A 24,028-nucleotide genomic window follows, 5' to 3' on the forward strand; every position below is an offset into this window, starting at 1 on the left:
GCTCGACCTGCGCGCATCACGCGACTTCCCGTTCGGCCGTCGTACAAGGTCCGATCGTGTCGGACGTGGCGAAGCACACGCCGGGATAGTTGGCCATCCATGCGCGGAAACGCAGTGCGATGGCATGGTGCTGCCCGTATTCGACAGCGTGCCAATCGGTTAGCGCAGCGATTTCGTCCGCCATCGTTCGGGCTTTGCTGGCAACGACTGCAAGAGCCACCACGCCCCAGCCACTCGGCAAGTGCGTGACCGCCCAGGCGAACGGCGCAGCTTCGTCCGGCAGCGTTTCGTATCGCTCCCAATGGAACGGCCGATAATCCAACCCGAGTGCGCCCTTCGTCCAGCCACACACCGGCAGGCTGTAGGCCTGGGCTTCGTTGCCACCAGCCACACCGAAACTTGCTGCCGTCCATCCATACCAGTCGCACTCGCGCGCGAATGACAGGTCCGACGTGGCGGCGACTGCCGCTTGACGCGCCCTCACCCGATCGCCTGCGCGGTGCGGCGACCGGACCCGGTAATCACGACGACCCGAGCTTGCCCGACACCCTGACCGACAACGCGGATAGCGTTTGCCTGAACCAAGCGGCGCATCTGGTAGCTTGCTTGCCCCGCATCGCGCAGGCCGCACGCCTTCGCGAGTTCCGCGTTGCTCGGGCACGGGCGACCGAAGTTGGCCGCACGGCGCAATTGTCGAAGCACCTTGTCGGCGGGATCGCTTTCATCCTCGACCCGAATGACACGTGCGGACTCTTGCCCAGCAGGCACCAGAGCCGACCGGACCGCGATGTAGAGCCACCATCCTGATTGATCGCCCCTCTTATGGTGCACCCTGATGACACCGTCGTCGCAAAGATTGCGAGCGAGGGTCCACAAGGGTTCAGCCCGCGGCGTGGAGAACCCTTCGGCGATGACGAACCGGTCACCAGCTTCCGCGTTGTCGAGCCACTGCTCGAAGTCCGCGACCGTCCGCGTGTACGCGGGGTTGATTGCAGCAGATGCCATCACGCCACCGCCCTGCCGAGCGTACCCGGCTCGTGCGGCATGTCCGACCACTTGCCCTGCGCCCGGCGCTGCCAATCCAGCCGCGCGATCCGTCGACCGGTACGCTCGCCGATGTTGCGCGCCAGCGGCTCGCCGGGGGTGATCTCGCCCGATAGAAGCCGATCGAGCATTGCGGCGCTTTCGCGCAGCTTGAGCGCCGCTACGGCGACGCTGCCGGCGCATTCGCGCCCGATCCACCATGCCAACTTGCGGGCGCCTTCGTTCGGCACGCGCGCGGTCAAATGCATCTTGTGCATCAATGCCCCTCCTTCTCGATTGTCGCCGCCAGCGCATCGAGGCTGGCAAGCTTCTCCATTGCCTGCGCGATCTCGCCGCGAACCTTGCTCGCGTCCTTCGCGCAGAACTTGCCGTCCTGAAGGGCGGTGCAGATGGCGGTCGCTACGTCGGCGAACTCTTGCGTGCTCGCCGCCATCAGCTGAAGCAGGCTCGCACCGCTGACGGCGACCTGCGGACGCGCGACGAACATGCCCCCCATCTGACGGCACAGTTCGGTCGTGACGTGCGGCCACCCGTCACGGGCACGTGACAGCGTTTCCAATTCGACGATCACGTCGAGTGGAGCGAAGCAGTCGGCCTTTTGAAAGTGGTAATAGTCGGCGATCGTCGACTTACCGACGCGGCAGGATTCGGCCGCGGCCTCGACGCCACCGTTGCCAAGGATCATCTCCTTGGTTGCCTGCTTCAGCTTCAGTTGCTCCGGCGTCATGCCGGCACCTGATCGGAAAGACTGCCGAGGTTTCCGGATGACGAGACGCAGCTACCGACGCCATCTTCCACGACATGATCAACGTCACCACGTCCAAGTGGGAAGATGATGTCTTCGGCGGAAACATCGAGGCCGAGCTCCTCCGCCTTCGCCAAGACGCGCGGCTGGTGCGTCGACGGCACACGGCCTGCCGTCTTCCAGCTTTGAATCGTTGAGGGTGCATCGTCGAGATGGTTGGCCATCGGCCTCACCCCCCCGAACTTGTCGAACAGCGTCGTCATGGCTTTGCTATGTGCGGTAAAGCCGTACAGTCGTCAACGGGTTTTCCGCACATACAGCGTGCGAGTTTTCCGCGATTAGGTGGCATGTCCGACGAACTGCCAATCGCGACCCGTTTGAAGCGCCTCCGCGAGAGCACGACGCCCCGGCTTTCTGTCCGAGCGACGGCCGAGGCGCTGGGCATGCCGGCGTCTTCCTATGCCTTCTACGAAGACGCCGCTCAGTTCAAAAAGCCATTCCTCCCCGTGCCCCTCACACATCAGCTGACCAAGCTCTTTGGGGGCAACGGCGTCGATCGACGGGAGGTTCTTGCGCTCGCCGGTATAGACGAGCGCAACTTCCCGGTGACCGAAGCGGACCAGATCGCGCAGCAGCTAGACGCCGTGATGCTGGACGAGGTGGAAGTCGGCTACTCAATGGGCGGCGGATCAGACATCGAAGACTATCCGGTCGTCCGACAGATACCGTTCTCGCGCCAATGGCTGGCGTCTTTAACAGACGCGCCGGCCAGCAAGCTTTACGTTGCACGCGGTGACGGCGATTCAATGCAGCCGACACTGCTCGACGGCGACATCGTGATCATCGACCGATCGCAGAAGACGATACGAAGCCAGGACCGCGTCTGGGCGGTCTCCTACGGCGGCTTCGGCATGATCAAGCGCGTGCGCGCACTCCCGGACGGCTCATTGCAGATCAACAGTGACAATCCTGCCGTCAGCCCGATTCATGCAGCCGACGGTGAAGCCTTCTTGATTGGAAGGGTGGTCGCGATCGTCCGTCGCATCTGACAAACCCGTACAGTGTGCGGGAAACCCGTTGACGTTGTACGGTTAAGTCGTACATAGCGCCTCAACCGGCACATGCCGGCTGGAGGTCGCCATGTCGTTCGTATCGCCCCCGCCACGCCGCGGTCCTGAGCCGATCTGCTTTCAACCGCTCGCACCGATCGAGCACCCCGATGATCACACACCCGTCGCGGACTTCTTCCTCAACATGCTGTTCGTGTTGGCAGGAGTGTGGATCGTAGGATCGGTCATTGTCGTCCTCGCGATCGGTGGGCGTTGATGCGCCGCCTGATCATCGACACCTTCGCCGGTGGTGGCGGCGCGTCGACCGGGATCGAGCGCGCGCTCGCGCGCGTCGACGTGGCTGTAAATCGCTTCGCCGAACAGCAGGATGCCGCATGAGCCGGGTCCTCGCGTGGGTTGATGGCGCCAACAGCGCGGTCATGGCCAAGCTGGCTCTATCCAGCGATCCCGACATCATCCCCGTGCATGTCGACCTCGGTACCAGCGTCGATGAAGATAGCCATAGGTTCATCGATGATTTGGAGGGCTGGTTCGGCAAGGAGATCGTCCGCATTCGTTCGGACGAGTTCGCCAATGTCGACGAGGTCTTTGAAAAGCGAAAGTACCTCGGCGGACAGCACGGAGCGCCCTGCACTGGCGAGATGAAGGTCGCGCCCCGGCTCATTTTTCAGCGTCATGACGACACGCATTTGTGGGGTTACACCGCTGATCGTCGCGATGCTCGGCGGTTCCGCCTTATGCAGGAGAACTACCCTGAGCTTCGGCAGGACGCACCGCTGATCGCTCGGGGCATAACTAAGCTGGCTTGCCATGCTTTGCTTGAGCGGTCGGGCATTCGCCGGCCGCGCGTATACGACCTTGGCTTTCCCAACGGCAATTGCCTTGGGTGCTCGAAGAGTAGCAGCCCCGGCTACTGGGCAGCCGTTCGTCTGCACTTTCCTGAAGTATGGGCGCGTCGTGTGGATCAGGACCGAAGGTTCGGACGGAACAAGCTGGAGCTACACGGCCGGCGCGTATGCCTCGACCAACTACCCGCTGACTTCCCGCCCCGCCCAGCTGACATCGCCTCGTGCGACTTCCTGTGTCATCTGGCCGAACAGGACATTGATGAGCGGGTGGCGAGCACCGCGTCGTGAACTCGCCCCGCGCTTTCGATCGCGCCTATCTCGCATGGGTCACGCTCACGCTCCTACGAGATCGTGAGCGCAGCTATCCTGAGCGCGTGGCGGACGGCCGCATGACGCAGGCCGCGGCAGACGCGAGCCTCGCCGTGTCGCGCGCGATCGTCGCGCAGTGGCGCTGGGCGATCGACCCGGCCTTGTCGCCGCTGCCGGTCGAGCAGGACGCGGAAGGGCACTTCGGCGCGACCGAGCCTGACATGCTGGCGCAGCTGATCACCCTCGCCACCTGGGCGCGCGGTCACGCCGCGCAAGCGCCCGACGACCGGCTGCGTGCGCATGACGCCGATCTCTACGAGGCGCTCGCGTGGTGGCAGGGTAGCGACGGCGACTGCCCGCGCATCGTGCTGTTCGGCTTGATCGATCGCCGCAACCCGGTCGTGCGTTGGACGCCGTCGCCCGAGGACGAGCCGATCCTGCGCGCGTTCGGGTTGATCGAGCAGCGGGCGAAGGCTGCATGAAGCCCGAGGCTCTTCGCATTATGCCGGACTGGCCGGCACGCATGACGGCCGACGTGGCCGCGCTCTACATGGGCATATCTAAGGGATCGTTCCTGACCCGCTTCGCGCCGCATGGCGTGAAAGAAGGCGCGAACACGTTATGGTCACGCCTTCAGCTCGACCGGCTGGTTGCCCGCCAATTCAACCTACCCCAATCTCCCGCCGCGGCAGGCGGAGACGATTCGTGGGACGACTTGGATTGAAGAACGTCAAACAGATCGGCGAGCTGCTCTATTTTCGTCGCAAGATTGCCGGCAAGGACACCTACATTCGTCTTCCCGCCGTCGATCATTCCGACTTCTCTTTCGAGTACGCGCGGTTGTCCGCTCCCGACGTCGTGAAGGCGGGGCCGAAGCACGGCACGCTGGAATGGCTCACCGTCGACTACCGGAAGAGCCCGGAGTGGAAGGCGAAGAGCGAGCGCACCCGCACCAATCAGATCCGCTACCTCGACCTGATCGCGACCGAGGACGGCCACCGTACCGTCACCGGAGTCCGCCCCGTCCACGTGTTCAAGCTACGCGACCGCCTGTCCGACACACCAGGCAAGGCGAACAATTGGTTGAGCGTATTTGGCTCGTTGATGCGCCACGCGGTGAAGATCGGCCTGCGCGATGACAACCCGGCCGAGGGCGTGCCGATCCTGAAGATTGGCGAGCACGATCCGTGGCCGGCCGACATGCTCCGCGTGTGTCTGGAGGAAGCCACGCCCATGACGCGCCTCGCGATCGTCACCGGCCTGTGCTCCGGTCAGCGCATCGGCGACTGTATTCGCATGCAGTACGGCTGGGTGACGAACGGCATCATGGAGTTCACCCAGCAAAAGAAGCGGCGTGGTGGCGTGACCAAGGACGTGGCTGTGCCGATGCACCCGTTCTGGGTGGAGGAACTCGCCAAGCTGCCGCGCAAGTCGGTAACGCTGCTCTACGAGCGCACCGGCGCACCGTTTCAGAGCACCGGCGCCATTCAGGAGCGGCTACGCGCGTTAATGGCGAAGGATGCGGTGCAGTCGGTCCATGCCGATCTCATCGCGCGCGAGATGATCTCTGAAGGCGCGACCTTCACCTTCCACGGCCTGCGCAAGAACGCGTGCTGCTACCTGTTGGAGAATGGCCTTAACGATAGCGAAGTAGGCGAGATACTTGGAATGTCGCCCGAGATGGTACGGCATTATGGAAAGCGAGCCAAGGCGTTGACAATAGCCCGCAATGCATTTGAGCGCGCCACAGTCGGCAATGTGCTTAATTCAACCTTCGCTGCTCATCGATCGTAAATACTGCTGTTCGTAAGAGTTTAGTACTGACGTGAGAAAATGCCGTGTACTAGATATACTTTCTTCTGTTTCATTTTCTCTAATGCGGACCAAAAAACGATACCTATCATCGTCTTCTTTCTCTATTACAGCAACCGTAGCTATATCTGTCTTTCTGACATCTTTCTTAAATCGATCGGCAAGACTTTCTGACAGGCGAGCATTCAGCGAAATAAACCTTGAGTGCCTATCTGCTGATACCATTGCGTCAACTTCCACCGCCGAGTGGAACTTATTAGGCTGTAAAGTGAAATAGTTGCCGCTTACGTTTTTGAACGGAGGCCGCGAATTTGATTGAGAGGAGAGCGAAGAAACCTCGCGCGTCAACCTCTCGATCGAAAGGCTTACACTCTCCAAACGGTCTAAGACAAATTGCTCCGACGTGACAGCAACCGTAACAGGCGTGACCGTCTCAAACCTATAGTTTTCCACAAACGACTTATAGGTCTTTTTCAAGAAAGCCTTATGCACCTCACTCAAACGCGCCACAAGCTTACCGACAAATTCATCCGTCGCGTTAAACTCTAGGTTATGTTGATAGGGAATATAGGCGATCGTACTTATATCAAACGGTGGTTTGACCACCTCATCCGTGATGATCACAGTCGGTTTCTTAGTTGATAGTCGAAGCCCAGCTTCTAGCATCACGTTTGGGTTAAGTGCGCTTACGTCACAAACGACTACGTCGTTTTCGTATATGTTTTGCAGGATTTTTGCTTGGATGATGTCAGTCTCAGCCTTCTCCCAAACCAACTGAGGCCGCATATTAGCAATATTTATGGCTCGTTCGATAATCTTTCTTACGCGTCGCCAATGATCAAGCGGGTACTGATCTCCACACGCGGAAATCGGCATGACGATCCCGCAGACAGGCAGATCATCGCTCATATCGCCTTGCTCGTGCTGGTCATGCTGTGACGTTACTTTATCGGACACGTGGCACCTGAAGCGTCGAGAGTTAGCGAAGCTAGTTTATACGCGGCTCAGACACTAGGGGCGGAAACTTACATAAGGCCGCGCTTCCGGGGGTAAAAGCTACGACGCCGAAGGGGTAAACAGAACAGTCGCCAAGGAAAAAGACCAACGAATTCAACGTTGGTGACCCCTACGGGAATCGAACCCGTGCTTCAGCCGTGAAAGGGCCGCGTCCTAACCGCTAGACGAAGGGGCCGTGAGGCGAGGCGGCGCATTGCGGCAAAAGCGGCGGTTGGTCAAGCCTCTTGTACGCGCATCATTGTCGGGATCAGTTCGCCCACGCCGCATCGTCGAGGTGCAGTTCGGCCGCGGGGCGACTGCCCCAGTCGTCGAGCTTGGCGCGCCCGGCCAGCCACAGCCGCCGCGTCGAACCGGCCGCGAGCAGCGCTTGACCCAGCGGCGTGTCGGCGGCGCGGAACGCCATCGCCTTGATGCTGCGCCCATCATCGCCCGCGACGATCGCGCGGACGTGGCCGTTGCCGACGACATCGACCTTGATCGTGCGGACCGGACCGACCGCAACGCGCGGGCTAGGCCAGCCGGTGCCGTAGGGCCCGCCCGCCTCCAGCGCCTGCACTAGGTCGGGCGTGACCCCGCCGGGCGCCAGCACCGTGTCGACGAGCAGCGCGCGGTTCGCGGTCGCCTGCGCGACCGCCTCCGACAGCCGTTCGTCGAGAAACGCGGCAAGTGCATCGATCCGGTCGGCCACGACGGTCAGCCCTGCCGCCATTGCATGCCCGCCGCCCGCGACCAGCAGCCCGTGTTCCTTCGCCGCCAGGATTGCCGCGCCCAGGTCGACGCCGGTGATCGATCGGCCCGATCCCTTCCCCAGCCCATGCTCGTCCAGCGCGATGACAATCGCGGGGCGGCCGAGCTTTTCCTTCAATCGTCCCGCGACGATGCCGATAACGCCGGGGTGCCAGCCCTGCCCAGCGACCACCACGACTCCGCGGTCGGCGACGATGTTCGCCTCCGCACCTTCCTGCACGATTGCTTCGATTGTGCGGCGCTCCTCATTGAAGCGGTCAAGCTCGGCCGCGATCGCGCTCGCCTCGCCCGCATCCTGCGTTGTGAGCAGCCGAACACCCAGGTCGGCGAGCCCGACGCGCCCGCCCGCATTGATCCGCGGCCCGAGTGCGAAGCCGAGGTCAGTCGCAGTCGGCGCGCGCGTCAGCCGCGATGCCTCGATCAGCGCGGCGATGCCGGGATTGCGCCGCGCCGCCATGACCTTCAACCCTTGTGCCACGAACGCGCGATTCAATCCGCGCAGTTGCGCAACATCGGCAACGGTACCCAAAGCGACGAGATCGAGCAGGTCGAGCAATCTAGGCTCGGCCCCATTCGTGAAATAACCGCGGGTCCGCAGCACGCGCACCGTCGCGGCGGCGAGCAGGAAACACACGCCGACGGCGGCGAGATGGCCGTGCGCGGCGCCTTCTGCTTCATCGAGCCGGTTGGGGTTCACCACCGCGTGCGCACGCGGCAATTCGCTCGCGCATTTATGATGGTCAACGACCAGCACGTCGACCGGCACGTCGGCCAGCGCCTCGAACGCCTGCGCGCCGCAGTCCACCGTGACAATCAGCGTCGCCCCCTCCTCCGCCAGCAGCCGCATCGCCGCTGCATTGGGGCCGTAACCCTCGGTCAGGCGATCGGGGATGTAGACACGCGCGTCACGCCCGAGCGCGCGCAACAGCAGCACGAGCAGCGCCGAGGAGGTCGCGCCGTCGACGTCGTAATCGCCGAAGATCGCGATCTTCTCTCCCGCCGCGACCGCGTCAGCAAGGCGCGCGGCGCCCTTGTCCATGTCGCGGAAGATCGACGGATCGGGCATGAAGCTGCGGATCGAGGGCGTGCGATGATCGTCCAGCGCCTCCCGCGTGGCGCCGCGCGATAGCAGGATCTGCGTGACGAGATCGTCGGGTTTGAACCCTGAACGCTGGTCGTCGGCGAGCGCGCGCCAACGCCATGCCTGCCCGAGGATCGAGCGATCGATGTCCAGAACGTTCCGCATCACCGATAGTTAGCGGAAATCGTGGGTCCGGTCACGTGCTACGCCGCGGCCGGCCTGACGCCGGGCGCTCAAGCCTGCCGCATGACCCAAGGGTGCTCGCGAAACCATTTGGTGACGATGTACTTGACGCCCTCCACCACCGGCATGCCTTCGTGCAGCGTGCGCGTATTGGGGCGGCCGTCCGCTTCCATGTTGTTCCAGGCGAGCAGCATGCCGCGTCGGGGCACCGCGCGGACGCCGCCCTGCGGGAACCAGGTCGCGCCGCCCTCCTCCACCTCGTTCAGGTAGATCATCGCGGTCCAGGTGCGCTGCCCGCCGCTCGCCTGCATCCGCGGCCAGTAGCTCTCGCCTTCGTGGAAGTAATCGTGATGGGTACGGAAATGCTGACCCGGCGCGTAGCGCTGCCCCTGCATCGTCTCGCCATGCGCGGGATCGAGCCCGAGCGCGCCGGCGATCACTTCGTCGATCGCGCGAATATCGGGTGCGCTGCGGTCCATGTCGCAGCTGTCGCTGGTGCGGTTCGCGCTCTTGCCCGTATCAGACAATAGCGTCGAAGGTCGTCGCTGCCGCTCGATCAGCGCGACGAGGTGATCGCACGTCGCCTCATCGAGGAAATCGAGGCAGCGGTAGGCCTGGATCGTCTCACTCGGCAGCCGCGTCATGCGCGGATCGGCATCGAGCCGCGCGGCAACCTGCGCGCCGATCTTTGCGCGGGCGGCAGAGGGGTGACCGGGGGGTATGCTCGTCGTGGCCATGCCGTCATCCCTCGCAAGCCGCGGCGGGCGAGGCAAGCCTCACCCAGCGGCACGCCTTACCAGAAGATGTCGTAGATCGTGTCGACGACCTCGCCGGTGTAGACGTCCACCAGCACCGCGTCGTTGTAATAGCGCACCCAACGGTAAGGCCCGTATGGTTCGGGCAGGCGGTAGGTAAACGGATCGTCGATCCAGTAGCTCTGCGCGAACAGCACGGGCGAGAGCCGTGCACCGATGCCGAAACGCTGGTAACCGCGGTTCCACCCGTAGGGCGCGTAGTAGCGCGGCAGGCGATAGGCGCCGCGGTTGGTGCTGCGGTAGCCTGACCAATCGTAGCGACGCTGCTGGCGCCAGCCGCGATCCCAGCCGCGCGACGACGCCGCGCCCCAGCCGGACGCATGCCCCTCTCGCCCGGCAATGCCGCGCCGATCGTTCCAGTCGCTCCGCCCGCGCCAATCGGTTCCTGCTCGCCAGTCTCGTCCGGTCGTGCCTCGATCGCCCCACCCTTGCCGGGCGGCATCGCGACCGCGCCAGTCACCGTTCGGCCTACGCGCGTCAGGCCCGCGCCCATCACCGCGTTGATCCTCGAAACGTCGATCTTCCAGCCGCGGACGGCCTGGGGCATCGCCGCGGTCGCCGCGCGTCCAGCCCTGCCCGCGGTCGGGTCGCTGCGCTCCATCGCGCGCGTCGCGGTTCCAGTCGCGCGTTGGGGCCGGCACCACCGCGCGTTCGCCGCCGCGGTCAGGGCGGGGTCCGCCGTCGGCGCGGGGACCGCGATCGTCGCGACGCCACTCGCCGCCCGCGGCTCCCTCGGGCCGGTCGGGTCGCTGCCAGCCGCCGCGATCACCGCCGCGCTCCGGTCCCGCCGTCCGTTCGGCACGACCCTGCGCCTCAATCCGCGCCTGCATGCGCGCACGCATCATGTCACGCACCGACCCGTCCTGCGCACTCGCCGCACCGGGCACGATCCCCGCTGCCGCGGCGAGCAGCCCGGCAACCAACGACCTGATCATCTTGCTACGCACTCCCACACGCCAGCCGACCGGCCGGCCCCGCCACGGATGCTGCCCGGCGGATCCGGTCAGCGACGGTGCAGTAATGGGCTCGGCGTGTCGAACCGTTGCTGAACTGATGCGTCAGCCAATTGAAAGCTGCGTGGTCAGCTGCTCACGCGCTCGACGATGATCGCCGGCGCCATGCCGCCCGCCGCGCACATCGTGACGAGGCCGTAGCGCTTCTCCTGCCGTTCCAGCTCGTCGACGATCGTGCCGATCAGGATCGCGCCCGTCGCGCCGATCGGGTGGCCGAGCGCGATCGAGCCACCGTTGACGTTGACCTTGTCACGATCGAGCTCGAGATCGCGGATGAACTTCTCCGCCACAACCGCGAACGCCTCGTTGATCTCCCACAGGTCGATGTCGTCCTTCGTCAGCCCCGCCTTCGCCAACACCTTCTTCGCCGCGGGCACCGGCGCGTTAAGCATCAGCGTCGGATCGTCGCCGACGTTCGCCATCGCGACGATCCGCGCGCGTGGTTTCAGCCCGTGCTTTTCGGCATAATCCTTCGAGGCCAGCAGCACCGCCGCCGCGCCGTCAACTACGCCCGAGGAGTTACCGGCGTGGTGGAAATGCCGGATGTCGAGGTCGGGGTAGCAACGGTTGATCTGCTTGCGGAACGTGTCGCCTTCCTTGTTGTACGGCATGTCCGCCATCGCGGCGAACGAGGGTTTGAGCGCCGCCAGCCCCTCCGCCGTCGTCTGCGGACGCGGATATTCGTCGTGGTCGAGTACGACATTGCCGTCGTCGTCGGTGACCGGCACGACCGAGCGATCAAAACGTCCTTCGTCGATCGCGACCTTGGCGCGCCGTTGCGATTCGAGTCCCAGCGCGTCGAGTGCCTCGCGGTCGATCCCCTCCATGCTCGCGATCGCGTCGCCGCACACGCCCTGATGCGACTGCGGGTGGCTGAGGTTCAGACGCTCGTTGCCCGATCCCATGCCCAGCATCGGCTTGGCCGCCGCCATGTCCTCCTGCATCATCGCCGCGGTCAGGCTCATCATCTCGGTACCGCCCGCGATGACGAGGTCCTCCATCCCGCTCATGATCTGCGCGGCGGCGAAGTTCACCGCGGTGATGCCGCCGCCGCAGAAGCGATCAAGCGTCGTGCCCGACGCTTTCACGTCATATCCGGCATCGAGCGCCGCCATTCGGCCAAGGTCGCCGCCCTGGTGCCCGCGCTGCGTCGAGGTCGACCAGATGATGTCGTCCACCTCCGCGGTGTCGATTGCGTTGCGCTCCGCGATCGCCTTCAGCACCGTGGCGGCGAGATGCTGCGGATGGAGGTGCGCGAGCGCTCCGCCCATTTTGCCATCGCGGCCCTGCTTGCCGATGCCGCGCGGGGTGCGCACCGCGTCGATAATGTAAGCCTCGGCCATCGTCGTTCCTCTCTCGCCGGGCAAGCGCACGCGACGCTTTACCGCTTCGTCAATCTCGCATAACCTTCGTTATGGTAGCAGGCATGTCAAGCGACGCGGACACGGTGACGGGCAATGCGGTGAAAGAGGTGGCCCCTGCTCGCTCAGCCGATCTGACGCCCGCGGCCTGGCTGGAGGCGGGTCAGTCGCTGCTTCGGCGCGGGGGGCTGCGCGCGCTCAAACTCCGCCCGCTCGCCGAAGAGCTGCGCGTATCGACGGGCAGCTTCTACCATCACTTTCGCGATTTCGACGATTACCAGGGCAAGCTCGCCCGGTATTTCGCGGAGGATCAGGTCAGCGACCTGATCGGCGCGCTGGAACGCGCAACGCCCGATCCCATCGCGCGCATCCGCCTGCTCGGTCAGACGGTGCGTCGGCGGGGATCGTCGCGATTGGCGATTGCGATGCGCGCCTGGGCCGAGAGCGATCCGCGCGCGCGCGCAGCGGTGGAGCGGCACGATACGCTGATGCTCGACTTCTTGTCGCGTTGCCTGACCGCCGCCGGGTTCACGCGCGCGGAGGCGGAAATCCGCGCCTACGGCCTGATCACGCTGGGGCTGAGCAAGGTTCACGCGCCGCACCTGAACATCGCAACATTGTTCGACGACCTGCTCGACATCATGATCGCACGGGCGCCGATGCCGTGAAGGCACTACGCGTCTCTGCGGTGACGCCCGATCTGTCGGGAGTCGAGATCGCCGACATGCCCGCGCCCGAGCCGCGCGCGGGACAGGTCCTGATCCGCGTCCGCGCCGCCGCACTCAACTACCCCGACCTGCTGATGACGCGCGGCGACTACCAGCTCAGGCCCGAGCTGCCGTTCGTACCCGGTATGGAAGTCGCGGGCGAGGTCGTCGCCGGCGACGGCTTCGCGCCCGGCGACACGGTGGTCGCGGGCACGCGGCTGGGCGGGTTCGCCGAGCTGGTCGCGGTCGACGCGGGCGCGGTCAGGCGCAAGCCCGCGCACCTGTCGTTTGAGCAGGCCGCCTGCGTCGGTGCGGCGTACCTGACCGCCTATGTCGCGCTGGTCCGGCTCGCGCGAGTGGAGGCCGGCGAGTGGGTGCTGGTGCACGGTGCGACCGGCGGCGTCGGCTGGGCCACGGTCGACCTCGCCCGCGCGCTGGGTGCCTGTGTGATCGCCACCGGGCGCGACCCGGCAAAGCTTGGGGTATTGGCGCGCGAGCAGCCGGGAACGATCACGCTGCCGGTGCCGGGCTTTCGCGAGCGGGTGAAGGAGATCACCGGCGGCGGCGCGGACGTGATCGTCGATCCGGTCGGCGGCGACGTGTTCGACGAATCGGTGCGCTGTATTGCGTTTGGCGGACGGCTGTTGGTGGTCGGCTTCACCTCCGGGCGGATCGCGGACGTTTCCACCAACATGCCGCTGATCAAGGGATTTTCGGTCATCGGCGTCCGCGCGGGCGAGTACGGCCGGCGCTTTCCGGCGCGCGGACGCGAGAACCTGGATTCGATCTGGCAGCTGGCTGAGACGGGACGGATCACGCCCAGAGTCGACCGCACGCTGCCGCTGGCCGACTGGCGTGAGGCGTTCGAGGCGATGCGCGACAGTCGCATCGTGGGGAAGATGGTGCTGGTTCCCTGACGTTGGATGCACACGCGATTCCGCCGGATGAGCGAGACGCGCATGAGGAGAAGAAGCGATGCCCGGATACGATTACGTCATCGTCGGCGGCGGCTCGGCCGGCTGCACGCTTGCCGCCCGCCTGAGCGAGGACCCGGCGGCGAGCGTCTGTTTGATCGAGGCCGGGGGCGCCAACAAGGATATGCTGGTGCGTATGCCCGCCGGCGTCGGCAACCTCATCAAGGCAAAGGGCAAGCACAATTGGGGCTTCTGGACCGAGCCTGAGCCGTACCTGAACAACCGCCGCTTGTGGTGGCCGCGTGGACGCGGGCTGGGCGGATCGTCGTCGATCAACGGCATGATCTACACGCGCGGACACCCGCGCGATTATGACGACTGGCGGCAGATGGGGCTGACCGGCTGGGGATGGGACGATGTGCTCCCCTACTTCCGTCGGCTCGAGGGGCACCACCGCGGCGAGAGCGGCGGCCTGCACGGCCACGCAGGCCCGCTGCACGTGTCGGCCGGCGAGAGCGACAGCCCTTTCCACGACGCGCTGGTCGAGGCGGGACGCCAGGCGGGTTACCCGGTCACCGACGATTTCAACGGCGCCGAGCAGGAAGGCTTCGGCCGCTACGACCTGACGATCAGCAACGGGCAGCGCTGGTCCGCCGCTGCCGCCTATCTGCGCCCCGCATTGTCACGCCCGAACCTGACGGTCATCACCGACGCGCGCACGTCTCGGATCGTGGTCGAGCGCGGACGTGCCGTGGCGGTCGAGTATCTGCGGGGGCGTGAACGCGCGCGGGTCGATGTAATGGGCGAACTGCTACTCGCCGCGGGTGCCGTGCAGTCGCCGCACATCCTGCAACTGTCCGGCATCGGCAACGCCGCCGACCTACGCGACGCGGGCGTGATGCCGGTCCACGACCTGCCGGGCGTCGGTCAGAACATGCAGGATCACCTCGACGTCATCATGAATTGGACGACGCGCGGGATTGTCACCGGCTACTCGGCGACGCGCGGGCTGTCGATGCTGAAGACCGGCGTGAACTACGCACTGCGCAGGCAAGGACTGGGACGGCAGCAGTTCCTCGAATCGGGCGCGTTCCTGCGCTCACGCGAAGGGCTTGAGCGGCCAGACGTGCAGATCCATGGTGTACTGGCGATCATGCGCGACCACGGACGCACGCAGGTGAAGGAGGACGGCTTCTCGCTCCACCTGTGCCAGCTGCGCCCCGAGAGCCGCGGGCGCATCGCGCTCGGCTCGGCCGATCCGACCGCCGACCCGCTCATCTTCGCCAACTATCTCGCCGCGCCAGCGGATCGCCGCGTGCTGCGCGAATGCGTAAAGATCGGGCGCGACGTGGCAAGCCAGCACGCGCTCGACCCCTACCGCGTGGACGAAATCTATCCGGGTCCGCTAGTGCGCAGCGACGAGGAGATCGACGCCTGGGTCCGTGCCACCGCGGAGACGATCTACCACCCGGTCGGCACGTGCAGGATGGGCGCGAACAGTGACGCGGGCGCCGTGGTCGATGGCACCTTGCGCGTGCGCGGGATCGATCGGCTGCGCGTCGTCGATGCCTCGGTCATGCCGACGCTCGTCGGATCGAACACCAATGCACCGACGATCATGATCGCGGAAAAAGCCGCCGACATGATCCAGGGGAGAGCGTTGGCAGCAGCTGCCTGACGTACGGTTGTGCGGCTCTGCCTAAGCGCAGATGGCGTACAGTCGTGCGATCAGGTCGTCGCGCGTGAATGGTTTGCGGATCACGCGCTCGTCCGGCACGTCGCGGATCGCGTCCGCATCGGCGTAACCGGTGACGAACAGGACAGGCAGCCCCGGCCAGCGTTGCTGTGCCAGCGTGCGGAACTGCGCGCCGTTCATCCGCGGCATAGCGAAATCAGCGACCACCGCGTCGACGCGCCCGATCTCTTCCATCGCGTCGAGCGCGCCCTGCCCGTCCGCCGCCTCGATCACGCGGCAGCCGGCGTCGCGCAGGGTGTCGGCCGTGACGCCGCGCACCGCATCCTCGTCATCCAAAACCAGGATGGTGCGCCCTGCCACGTCGAGCGGCCCGGTTGCCGTCAGCTTCGGTGCGGCCGTGATCGCTGTACCCCGCGGCAGGAACACGCTGACGGTCGTTCCGCACTCGACCGCCGTGTCGATCCGCACGCCGCCGCCCGACTGCTTGGCAAAGCCGAAAACCTGCGCGAGACCCAGGCCCGATCCCTTGCCGACTTCCTTGGTGGTAAAGAACGGTTCGAACGCGCGCGCCAGCACCTCCTCGCTCATGCCAGTGCCGGTGTCGGTCACCGACACCGCGACGTAGTCCCCCGCCGGAGGTTCCTCCGGCCGCTCTGGCGCGCCGCGCGACACGTTGGCGGTCGCGACCGTCAGCGTGCCGCCGTCCGGCATCGCGTCGCGCGCGTTGATGGCGAGGTTGAGGATGATGAGCTCGATCTGGGTTGGATCGACCAGCGCAGGCCACAATCCCTCCGCCGGTGTCGTCTCGATCGCGATCGCGCGGCCCAGCGTGCTCTGCATCAGCGCGCTCATGCCCAAAACAGTGGTGTTTAGATCGACCGTCTTCGTCTCAAGGTGCTGACGACGCGAGAAGGCAAGCAACTGCGCAGTCAGCGTCGCGCCGCGCTGCGCGGCGGTGCGGACGTGATCCAGCCGCTGCAGCGTGCGCTCGTCAAGGCCGGCGGTCCGGACGGTACGCGCAATCACGTCGACGTTGCCGAGTACTACCGTCAGCAGATTGTTGAAGTCGTGCGCCACGCCCGAGGTCAATTGCCCCACTGCCTCCAGCCGCTGTAGCTGGTGCAGCGTCTCCTCGACGCGCTCGCGCTCACCGATCTGCTCGCGCAATTCCGCGGTTCGGTCGGCGATCCGCGCCTCCAACGCCTCGCCCGCCAGATGCGCGTCGGTCACGTCGATCGCGCAGCCGACGTGCCCCAGAAACGCGTCCCCGACGAGATGTGGGCGGACTTCGACATGGATCCAGCGTGTCTCACCCGCGGCGGTGCGGACCGGATAGTCGCGGCCGAGCGACCTTCGCTGCTCAAGGAAAAGCGGGCGCGCGGCATCGAGTGCGCGTGCGTCGGCCTCGGTCAGGACGGCGGCCCAGCCATCGCGCAGCATGCGTTCTGGTGCGACACCGAGCATCGTTTCGAACCCGCGATTGACGAACACGAGCCGACCGTGCTCGTCCGACATCCACACTAGCGCGGGCAGGCTGTCCGACAGCGCGCGAAAACGCCGCTCGCTTTCCTTCAACTGCTCGCCGTCGACCTTACGGCGGGTGACGTCGATCAGGCTGCCGAGCGCACGGGTGCAATGCCCGCTCTTGTCAAAGAACCCGCGTCCCTTCGCGGTCAACCAGCGCACCTCGCCGCTGTCGGCGCGAACGATCCGGTACTCGACATCATAAGCCGCGCGTCGATCGGGGTCGGTCGTCGCCTGCAGCGCAGCACGCACCATGTCACGGTCGTCGGCGTGAACGCGCGCGAAGAACTCGTCGATCGTCACTAGGCGATCGAGCGGCAGACCGAAGATCGTCTTGGTGCGCGACGAGCAATTGAGCAGGCCGGTCGTCATGTCGACATCCCAGGTCCCGATCTCCGCCGCCTCGGTCGCGAGTTCGAGCGACTCGCTGCTGGCGAGCAAAGCTTCCTCGGCCCGGTGCCGCTCGGTCACGTCGACCCCTTCGATGAAGACTCCGGTAACGGCGCCCGCGGCATCCTTGATCGGTTGGTAGACGAAGTCGAGCAGCCGCTCCTGCTCGGACTGCCCGCGCGCTGTTTCGAGCCGCAGCGTACGGTTCTGCCCGAAAAAGGGCGTCCCCGTCGCGACCACGGTATCGAGCAGTTCGACGAAGCCCTGCTCGACCGCCTCGGGCACCGCCTCCGCCAGCGTCCGCCCGACGACCTCGCGGCCGCCGACCAGCCGCCGATACGATGCGTTGGCAAGTTCGAAGCGGTGGCCCGGTTCGCGTAGCACGGCCATGAAGCTCGGCGCGGCGTCGAACATTTCGGCCAGCCGCGCGTGATCCTCCGCCACCGTACGCGCGGCGCGCACGCGCTCTGTCGTCTCCGACACGATGCACAAAACGCCGCCGACACTGCCGTTTGCCAGCGGAATGGCGGAGTAGGAGATGTCGAAGAACACCTCCTCGCGGAAGCCGTGCCGTTCGATGTAGAATGGCCGGTCCTTGGCGGAATAGGTCTGCCCGGTCGTGCGCACATGATCGAGCAATGGCTCTAGATCATCCCACAACTCGCGCCACGCCTCACGCGCGGGACGCCCCAGCGAAGCGGGATGCTTGTCGCCGATCGTCGGCGCATAGGCATCGTTGTAGAAGGCGACGTACTCCTCGCCCCAGAACAGCACGATCTCCATCGCGGCCGGCAGCAGCAGGGCCACCGCATTCACCAGCTCGATCGGCCATCCCTGGATCGGCCCGACCGGTGACCGGGTCCAATCGTGCGTGCGGATGCGCTCACCCATCTCGGAGCCGGCGAACAGGGCATGCGGAGGGCGAAGCTCGTTCATCGTAATGCCAGGATTTAACGGGGGGCACGACGCGCGCAAGTTGCCATTTGCCGCTGGGGAGGCCAACGCCTTGCACTATGAGCGAACGTTTCCGGTCGATCCACCATCACCGCATGCTGCGCGTCGCCGCCGCGACCCCGCTCGCGAGCGTCGGCGATGCTGCCGCCAACGCACAGGCGGCGATCGCGCTTGCCCAAGAAGCGCACGAGCAGGCGGTCGACATCGTCGTCTTCCCCGAACTGAACCTCACCTCCTACGCGATCGACGACCTGCACCTGCATTCGGCGATGCAGTCGGCAACGCTGGCCGCGATCGAGGCGGTACGCGCGGCAAGTGCCGAGTTGCGCCCCGTTCTGCTGGTCGGTGCGGCGCTGGTGCGGGACGGGCGGCTGTACAATTGCGCGGTCGCGATCGCGCGCGGACGCCTGCTGGGCGTGGTGCCTAAGACGTTTCTCCCCAACTACCGCGAATATTACGAGAAGCGCTGGTTCGCGAGCGGGATGGGGCTGACCGAGTTGGACATCCACATCGGCGACGAGCGCGTGCCGTTCGGCACCGACCTGATTTTCGCCGCCGACGATCTGCCGCACTTCGTCTTCCATGCCGAAATCTGCGAGGACTATTGGGCCCCCACGCCGCCCTCGACGGGTGGCGCGCTGGCGGGCGCATTGGTGTGCTGCAACCTGTCCGCCTCCAACGTCGTGGTGGGCAAATCACGCGAGCGGATGATGCTGTCGGCGTCGCAGTCGGCGCGTGCGATCTGCGCCTACGTTTATTCCGCCGCGGGTACGGGCGAGAGCACCACCGATCTCGCCTGGGACGGACAAGGCAGCGTCCACGAACTGGGCGAACTGCTCGCCTCATCCAGCCGCTTTGCCCGCGCGTCCGAACTGCTGGTTGCCGACGTGGATTGCGAGCGCCTGATCCAGGAACGGCTGCGCAACGGAACCTTCAACGACGCCGCACGCGCGCTCGGGTCACCCAAATTCGGCACACGCCGCGTCACCTTTGCGCACCGACCGGATTACGCCGACATTGGCCTGCGCCGCGCGATCCGCCGCTTTCCCTTCGTGCCTAATACCCCGGACAAGCTCGATGAGGATTGTTTCGAGGCGTTCAACATCCAGGTGGAGGGCATTGCCAAGCGATTGCAGGCAGTCGGCGCCGAACGGCTGGTGATCGGCGTCTCGGGCGGGCTAGATTCGACCCACGCGCTGATCGTCGCGGCAAAGGCGCTCGACCGGCTCGGCCGTCCGCGCTCCGACATCCTCGGCATCACGATGCCGGGCTTCGCCACCAGCGAGGGCACGAAGGCGAATGCATGGGCGCTGATGCGCGCACTGGGATGCACCGCGGAAGAGATCGACATCCGCTCGGCGGCGACGCGGATGCTCGCCGACATGGGGCATCCGTTCGGCCGCGGCGAGCCGGTCTACGACGTGACGTTCGAGAACGTGCAGGCGGGCCTGCGCACCGACTACCTGTTCCGAATCGCCAATCAGCGCGGCGGGCTGGTGGTTGGTACCGGCGACTTGTCTGAACTCGCACTCGGTTGGTGTACCTACGGCGTCGGCGATCAGATGAGTCACTATGCGGTCAATGCGGGCGTGCCGAAGACGCTGATCCAGTTTCTGATCCGCTGGGCGATCGGCACCGACCAATATGACGCGGAAACCGACCGCGTGCTGGAGGCGATCCTGGGCACCGAGATTTCGCCCGAGTTGGTCCCCGGCGAGCAGTTGCAGAGCACCGAGGCGAAAATTGGGCCCTACGCGCTCAACGACTTCTTCGCGCATTACGTGATCCGCCACGGGCTCGCGCCGTCGAAGATCGCGTTCCTCGCCTGGCACGCGTGGCAGGACGCGAGCGCCGGACGCTGGCCGATCGGATACCCTGAGGAGGCGAAGATCGCTTACGATCTCGCCACGATCAAGCATTGGCTCGAACGCTTCCTGTTCCGCTTCTTCCAGATCAGCCAGTTCAAGCGTTCGGCGATCCCCAACGGGCCCAAGGTATCCGCGGGCGGCGCGCTGTCGCCGCGCGGCGACTGGCGCGCGCCGTCCGACGGCACCGCCAGGGTGTGGCTAGACGAACTGGCCGCGAACGGTCCTTGAGCGTTCCTTGCATTGAACCTCCGTCACCCATGCCCGTTGCGGCAGTTGTAGGTGGAGAGCAGCAATGGACGAGACTGGAACGAGCAGGCGTACGGTGCTGGGCGGCGCAGCGGCGGCAGCAGGCATGATTCTGGGCGGGGGCACGGCCGAGGCGCAGGGCGCTATGGACACCGGCAGCGTACCGGTGCAGGGAACGCTCCCGGCCGGCTTGCAGGACCCGCGGACCAAGTACACAAACAAGCCATTCCCTGAGCAGCGTCAGCCGTGGCCGGCGTTGCAGAGCAAGATGACACCGCGGCCCGATTGCGGCGAGACCTCCTACCGCGGCTCGGGCAAGCTGACCGGGCGCAAGGCGCTGGTGACGGGCGGCGACAGCGGGATCGGGCGCGCCGCCGCGATCGCCTTTGCGCGTGAGGGCGCCGATGTCGCGATCAACTACTACCCGACCGAGGAACCCGATGCGCAGGAGGTTGCGCAGCTGATCCGCGCCGCCGGGCGCAAGGCGGTGCTGCTGCCCGCCGACATCCGCAGCCGTGACAATTGCGAGAAGATTGTAGCTAGCGCGATCAAGCAACTGGGTGGCCTGGACATTCTCGTCAACAACGCGGCGTACCAACAAAGTAAGGAAAGCATTCTCGATATCAGCGACGAGCAGATGGTCCGCACATTCGAGACCAACTATTTCGCGATGTTTCGCATCAGCAAGGCAGCGGTGCCATCGATGCCCGCGGGGTCGGTCATCATCAATACCGGGTCGGTCAACAGCTACGATCCGGGCGAGGAACTGCTCGACTATGCCTCGACGAAGGGTGCGATCCTGATTTTCACCAAAGGTCTGGCAAAGCAACTCGCCAAGCGCGGCATCCGCGTCAACATGGTGGCACCAGGGCCGTTCTGGACCCCGCTGCAGGTTGCCGGCGGGCAGCTGCCGGGCACGATGGGCAAGTTCGGGCAGGACCAGCCGCTCGGCCGCGCTGGGCAGCCAGCCGAACTCGCCGCACATTACGTCCTGCTCGCCTCGGGCGAGTCGAGCTACACGACCGGCGGCGCGGTGGGTGGCAACGGCGGCAAGGGCAACCCGTAAGTAGTCAGCGGCCGAGGATGCGGCGGTAGAGCGCCAGATACTCCTCGGCCATCCGCTCGACGCTGAACCGCTCGACCACGGTGCGGCGGCAGGCGGCGCGATCGATCTCGTCGACACGGTCGATCGCGGCCACCGCCTCGTCGAGGCTGTCGACGAGGTAGCCGTTGACGCCGTGCTTGATCAATTCCGGCATCGAGCCGCGACGCATCGCAATCACGGGGGTACCGCACGCCATGGCCTCGATCACCGACAATCCGAACGGCTCGTCGAAGTTGATCAGGTGGAGCAACGCCCTCGCCTGCCCGAGCGCGCGCACCCGCGCCTCGCCGCCGACCGCCCCGTGGTAGCGAATGTGCGCGCCGTCGACGTGCGGCGCGACCTCGCGGTCGAAATAGCCCTGGTCCTGCACGATCCCGTACAGGTCGAGCGCGCGTCCGCTCGCACGGGCGGCGGCAATCGCCTCGGCCGCTCCCTTGTCCGGGTGCATGCGGCCGAAGAACAACAGGTCGTCGCTGCCGTTCGCGTCGAAGGCGAAGTCACCCATCGGTATGCCGTGGTGGATCGTCGCCGCGTAGCGCAGCCGCGGGTGCCGATCGGCGTCGCTGATCGCGACATAATGCACGCTATCCTGATACGGCTCGTACATCGGCAGGATGCGATCGGAACCGAAGCCGTGGATCGTCGTCACCAGCGGCGTCGTGACCAGCGGCGCAAAGGCGTGCGCGGGGAAGTCCGCTTGATTGTGGATGATATCGAACTGATCGGCGCGCTCGAACACGTAGGACAGGTGGCGATATTCCCACACCTTCGCGTCGACACCCGGGTCCTCGTTGTAGGAAGCAGGCACGACACCGTCGAGCTTGGCCGTGGTCACGCTGTCGAGCGTCGCGAACAGGGTCACGTCGACGCCGAGCGCGACCAGTGCCTCGGTCAGCAGCGAGGTGACCAGTTCCCACGGACCGTAATGCCGCGGCGGGGTCCGCCACGCGATCGGCGCCAGCATCGCGACCCGGATCGTCATGCGCCGACCAGCCGCAGGATCAGCCCCTCGTCGGGTAACAAAGTGTCGTCGGGCACGCGTGGCGGTAGGGTCGAGTGCATGACCGCCGCGATGGCGGTTCCCGCGGGCAGGATCAATCGCCGCGTCGACGCCGACAGATTGAGCACGACCAGCAGTCGCTCGCCATCATACCGCCGTTCGAACGCGAGCACGTCGCTGTCGGCCTGCGCCGACGCGTAATCGCCGATCGTCAAAGCGGGAGTCGCGCGCCTGAGCGCCAACAGCCCGCGGTAGAGCGACAGCATCGATCCCGCATCGCCTGCTTGCGCGGCGACGTTCCGGGTACGCCAGTCGTCATGGAGCGGTAGCCACGGCTCGCCGGTGGAGAAGCCCGCGTTCGCGCAGTCGTCCCACGCCATCGGCGTACGCGAACGGTCGCGCCCGATGTCGAGCGTCGGCTGGCGGAAATGCTGCGGGTCGCGGATGCGGTCGGGCGGGATCGTCACCTGCCCGATCCCGATCTCGTCGCCCTGGTACAAGGTCGGCGTACCTCGCAGCGTCAGCAGCAGCATCGCCGCGACCCGCGCCTGCGCCTCACTCACGCGCGCGGCGATCCGCGCCGCGTCGTGGCTGCCGATCACCCAATTGGGCCAGCCGTGCGACGGGATCGAACGTTCGTAATCGTCGATCACGCGCGCGAGCACGTCCGCCTGCCACGGTGTCTCGATCAGCGCGAAGTTGAACGGCAGGTGCACCTCGGGCTGCTCGGGCGTGCCGTGCCAGCGTGCGAGCCGGTCGTTGGGCAGGAAGATTTCGCCGACCAGAACCGCGTCATGTTCGTTCGCCAGCGCGCGGAACTCCGCCGCGATCGCGTGCGCCTCGGGCTGGTCGGTCGAGTATCGCTGAATTAATCGATCACGCTCGGTGATGCCGGGGTGCCATGCCGGGTTGTCCGGATTGTCGGGAAATCCGTCCGCCTTAACGATATGCCACAGCACGTCGACGCGGAAACCGTCGACGCCGCGCGCGAACCAGAAGCGCAGCACGTCGGTCATCGCCGCGCGCAGGTCGGGGTTGCGCCAGTTAAGGTCGGGCTGCTCCTTCAGGAAGGCGTGCAGGTAATATTGCCCGGTCGCCGCGTCATATTCCCACGACGAGCCGCCGAAATCGCTGATCCAGTTGTTGGGCGGGCCGCCGTCGGCTGCGGGATCGCGCCAGATATACCAGTCGCGCTTGGGGTCATCGCGCGAGGATCGGCTCGCCTTGAACCAGGGGTGCTGGTCGGACGAGTGATTGGGCACGAAGTCGAGCAGGAGCTTTAGCCCGCGCGCGTGCACCGCCGCGATCAGCCGGTCGAACGCCGCCAGATCACCAAACAGCGGCGACACGTCGCAGTAATCGGCGACGTCGTAACCGAAATCCGCCATCGGCGACGGAAAGATCGGCGACAGCCAGATCGCATCGACGCCGAGCGAGCGGACGTGGTCGAGATGCCCCTCGATCCCGGCGAGGTCGCCGATACCGTCACCGTTCGAGTCTGCGAAGGAGCGCGGGTAGATCTGGTAGATCGTGCCGCGCTGCCACCACGGTGCCTGTTCAACAGCCATCATCATGGCCA

Annotated in this window: 25 protein-coding genes and 1 tRNA gene; 12 read left to right on the forward strand and 14 right to left on the reverse strand. The window is 65.7% G+C overall.

Annotated features, from left to right (window positions below; translation table 11 throughout):
* Positions 1 to 16: 16 nt before the first annotated feature.
* The 5 genes from QZ847_RS04245 to QZ847_RS04265 are packed head-to-tail and all read right to left on the reverse strand — an operon-like array spanning position 17 to position 2,052.
* Entirely contained in the window at positions 17 to 484 is a 468-nt protein-coding gene (locus QZ847_RS04245) for a hypothetical protein (RefSeq protein WP_294353348.1), read from the reverse strand.
* Positions 481 to 1,056 carry a hypothetical protein gene (locus QZ847_RS04250; RefSeq protein WP_294353350.1) on the reverse strand — a complete coding sequence of 192 codons (576 nt, stop codon included), beginning with the start codon at positions 1,054 to 1,056 and terminating at the stop codon, positions 481 to 483. Before QZ847_RS04250 ends, QZ847_RS04245 begins: the two co-directional genes overlap by 4 nt.
* Complete coding sequence (locus QZ847_RS04255; protein WP_294353352.1) at positions 1,005 to 1,301, reverse strand: hypothetical protein; 297 nt, start codon at positions 1,299 to 1,301, stop codon at positions 1,005 to 1,007. The genes QZ847_RS04250 and QZ847_RS04255 overlap by 52 nt, the downstream gene beginning before the upstream one ends.
* Positions 1,301 to 1,771, reverse strand: a complete 471-nt coding sequence (locus QZ847_RS04260) for a phage regulatory CII family protein (protein WP_294353353.1) — start codon at positions 1,769 to 1,771, stop codon at positions 1,301 to 1,303. Before QZ847_RS04260 ends, QZ847_RS04255 begins: the two co-directional genes overlap by 1 nt.
* Positions 1,768 to 2,052: a carph-isopro domain-containing protein gene (locus tag QZ847_RS04265; protein ID WP_294353357.1), complete on the reverse strand. Its 285-nt coding sequence runs from the start codon at positions 2,050 to 2,052 to the stop codon at positions 1,768 to 1,770. The genes QZ847_RS04260 and QZ847_RS04265 overlap by 4 nt, the downstream gene beginning before the upstream one ends.
* An 84-nt stretch (positions 2,053 to 2,136) precedes the next feature.
* On the opposite strand from QZ847_RS04265, the gene QZ847_RS04270 reads away from it, so the two are divergent.
* The 7 genes from QZ847_RS04270 to QZ847_RS04300 all read left to right on the forward strand — a co-directional run bounded on the left by QZ847_RS04270 (position 2,137) and on the right by QZ847_RS04300 (position 5,810).
* Positions 2,137 to 2,838, forward strand: a complete 702-nt coding sequence (locus tag QZ847_RS04270) for a S24 family peptidase (protein WP_294353360.1) — start codon at positions 2,137 to 2,139, stop codon at positions 2,836 to 2,838.
* 91 nt (positions 2,839 to 2,929) lie between these two features.
* Positions 2,930 to 3,115 carry a hypothetical protein gene (locus QZ847_RS04275; protein WP_294353362.1) on the forward strand — a complete coding sequence of 62 codons (186 nt, stop codon included), beginning with the start codon at positions 2,930 to 2,932 and terminating at the stop codon, positions 3,113 to 3,115.
* Positions 3,115 to 3,237: a hypothetical protein gene (locus tag QZ847_RS04280; RefSeq protein WP_294353366.1), complete on the forward strand. Its 123-nt coding sequence runs from the start codon at positions 3,115 to 3,117 to the stop codon at positions 3,235 to 3,237. Before QZ847_RS04275 ends, QZ847_RS04280 begins: the two co-directional genes overlap by 1 nt.
* Entirely contained in the window at positions 3,234 to 3,995 is a 762-nt protein-coding gene (locus tag QZ847_RS04285) for a hypothetical protein (protein ID WP_294353368.1), read from the forward strand. Before QZ847_RS04280 ends, QZ847_RS04285 begins: the two co-directional genes overlap by 4 nt.
* Positions 3,992 to 4,498: a hypothetical protein gene (locus QZ847_RS04290; protein WP_294353371.1), complete on the forward strand. Its 507-nt coding sequence runs from the start codon at positions 3,992 to 3,994 to the stop codon at positions 4,496 to 4,498. Before QZ847_RS04285 ends, QZ847_RS04290 begins: the two co-directional genes overlap by 4 nt.
* On the forward strand, positions 4,495 to 4,740 hold the full coding sequence (locus QZ847_RS04295; protein WP_294353374.1) for a hypothetical protein: 246 nt from the start codon (positions 4,495 to 4,497) through the stop codon (positions 4,738 to 4,740). The genes QZ847_RS04290 and QZ847_RS04295 overlap by 4 nt, the downstream gene beginning before the upstream one ends.
* A complete protein-coding gene (locus QZ847_RS04300) occupies positions 4,737 to 5,810 on the forward strand; it encodes a tyrosine-type recombinase/integrase (protein ID WP_294353377.1) in 1,074 nt (357 codons plus the stop codon). The genes QZ847_RS04295 and QZ847_RS04300 overlap by 4 nt, the downstream gene beginning before the upstream one ends.
* Here the strand turns inward: QZ847_RS04300 and QZ847_RS04305 are convergent.
* The 6 genes from QZ847_RS04305 to QZ847_RS04330 form a co-directional block, all read right to left on the reverse strand.
* Positions 5,784 to 6,737 (reverse strand): hypothetical protein, encoded by a 954-nt coding sequence (locus QZ847_RS04305; RefSeq protein WP_294353382.1) that lies wholly within the window; start codon positions 6,735 to 6,737, stop codon positions 5,784 to 5,786. The two genes, QZ847_RS04300 and QZ847_RS04305, sit on opposite strands and share 27 nt — an antisense overlap.
* A 208-nt stretch (positions 6,738 to 6,945) precedes the next feature.
* A tRNA-Glu gene (locus tag QZ847_RS04310) sits at positions 6,946 to 7,020 on the reverse strand.
* Between the two features lie 72 nt (positions 7,021 to 7,092).
* The gene (gene recJ, locus QZ847_RS04315; RefSeq protein WP_294353385.1) at positions 7,093 to 8,838 is read right to left on the reverse strand and encodes a single-stranded-DNA-specific exonuclease RecJ; all 1,746 of its coding nucleotides are present in this window, start codon (positions 8,836 to 8,838) and stop codon (positions 7,093 to 7,095) included.
* Positions 8,839 to 8,906: 68 nt separating this feature from the next.
* Positions 8,907 to 9,593: a 2OG-Fe(II) oxygenase gene (locus QZ847_RS04320; RefSeq protein ID WP_294353388.1), complete on the reverse strand. Its 687-nt coding sequence runs from the start codon at positions 9,591 to 9,593 to the stop codon at positions 8,907 to 8,909.
* A 56-nt stretch (positions 9,594 to 9,649) separates the two neighbouring features.
* Positions 9,650 to 10,606 carry an RcnB family protein gene (locus QZ847_RS04325; protein WP_294353391.1) on the reverse strand — a complete coding sequence of 319 codons (957 nt, stop codon included), beginning with the start codon at positions 10,604 to 10,606 and terminating at the stop codon, positions 9,650 to 9,652.
* 146 nt (positions 10,607 to 10,752) lie between these two features.
* Complete coding sequence (locus QZ847_RS04330; RefSeq protein WP_294353393.1) at positions 10,753 to 12,027, reverse strand: acetyl-CoA C-acetyltransferase; 1,275 nt, start codon at positions 12,025 to 12,027, stop codon at positions 10,753 to 10,755.
* Between the two features lie 83 nt (positions 12,028 to 12,110).
* Here QZ847_RS04330 and QZ847_RS04335 point away from each other — a divergent pair, with 83 nt between their 5' ends.
* From QZ847_RS04335 to QZ847_RS04345, 3 genes are read left to right on the forward strand one after another with little or no spacing between them, the layout of a single operon-like run.
* Positions 12,111 to 12,713 (forward strand): TetR/AcrR family transcriptional regulator, encoded by a 603-nt coding sequence (locus tag QZ847_RS04335; RefSeq protein ID WP_294353396.1) that lies wholly within the window; start codon positions 12,111 to 12,113, stop codon positions 12,711 to 12,713.
* Entirely contained in the window at positions 12,710 to 13,669 is a 960-nt protein-coding gene (locus tag QZ847_RS04340) for an NADPH:quinone oxidoreductase family protein (protein WP_294353399.1), read from the forward strand. The genes QZ847_RS04335 and QZ847_RS04340 overlap by 4 nt, the downstream gene beginning before the upstream one ends.
* A gap of 58 nt (positions 13,670 to 13,727) precedes the next feature.
* Positions 13,728 to 15,344: a choline dehydrogenase gene (locus tag QZ847_RS04345; RefSeq protein ID WP_294353402.1), complete on the forward strand. Its 1,617-nt coding sequence runs from the start codon at positions 13,728 to 13,730 to the stop codon at positions 15,342 to 15,344.
* Between the two features lie 21 nt (positions 15,345 to 15,365).
* Here QZ847_RS04345 and QZ847_RS04350 read toward each other — a convergent pair whose 3' ends face one another.
* The gene (locus tag QZ847_RS04350; protein ID WP_294353405.1) at positions 15,366 to 18,212 is read right to left on the reverse strand and encodes a PAS domain S-box protein; all 2,847 of its coding nucleotides are present in this window, start codon (positions 18,210 to 18,212) and stop codon (positions 15,366 to 15,368) included.
* 77 nt (positions 18,213 to 18,289) lie between these two features.
* On the opposite strand from QZ847_RS04350, the gene QZ847_RS04355 reads away from it, so the two are divergent.
* Together QZ847_RS04355 and QZ847_RS04360 are read left to right on the forward strand one after the other, a co-directional pair.
* On the forward strand, positions 18,290 to 20,326 hold the full coding sequence (locus QZ847_RS04355) for an NAD(+) synthase (protein WP_294353408.1): 2,037 nt from the start codon (positions 18,290 to 18,292) through the stop codon (positions 20,324 to 20,326).
* Positions 20,327 to 20,390: 64 nt separating this feature from the next.
* Positions 20,391 to 21,410, forward strand: coding sequence for an SDR family oxidoreductase (locus QZ847_RS04360; RefSeq protein ID WP_294353409.1), 1,020 nt, complete (start codon positions 20,391 to 20,393; stop codon positions 21,408 to 21,410).
* Between the two features lie 4 nt (positions 21,411 to 21,414).
* Here QZ847_RS04360 and QZ847_RS04365 read toward each other — a convergent pair whose 3' ends face one another.
* Together QZ847_RS04365 and QZ847_RS04370 are read right to left on the reverse strand one after the other, a co-directional pair.
* Positions 21,415 to 22,425: a glycosyltransferase family 4 protein gene (locus tag QZ847_RS04365; RefSeq protein WP_294353424.1), complete on the reverse strand. Its 1,011-nt coding sequence runs from the start codon at positions 22,423 to 22,425 to the stop codon at positions 21,415 to 21,417.
* Between the two features lie 2 nt (positions 22,426 to 22,427).
* On the reverse strand, positions 22,428 to 24,017 hold the full coding sequence (locus tag QZ847_RS04370) for an alpha-amylase family glycosyl hydrolase (RefSeq protein WP_294353428.1): 1,590 nt from the start codon (positions 24,015 to 24,017) through the stop codon (positions 22,428 to 22,430).
* Positions 24,018 to 24,028 lie beyond the last annotated feature (11 nt).

This window comes from uncultured Sphingomonas sp. (genome assembly GCF_913778135.1).
Taxonomy (GTDB): Bacteria; Pseudomonadota; Alphaproteobacteria; order Sphingomonadales; family Sphingomonadaceae; genus Sphingomonas.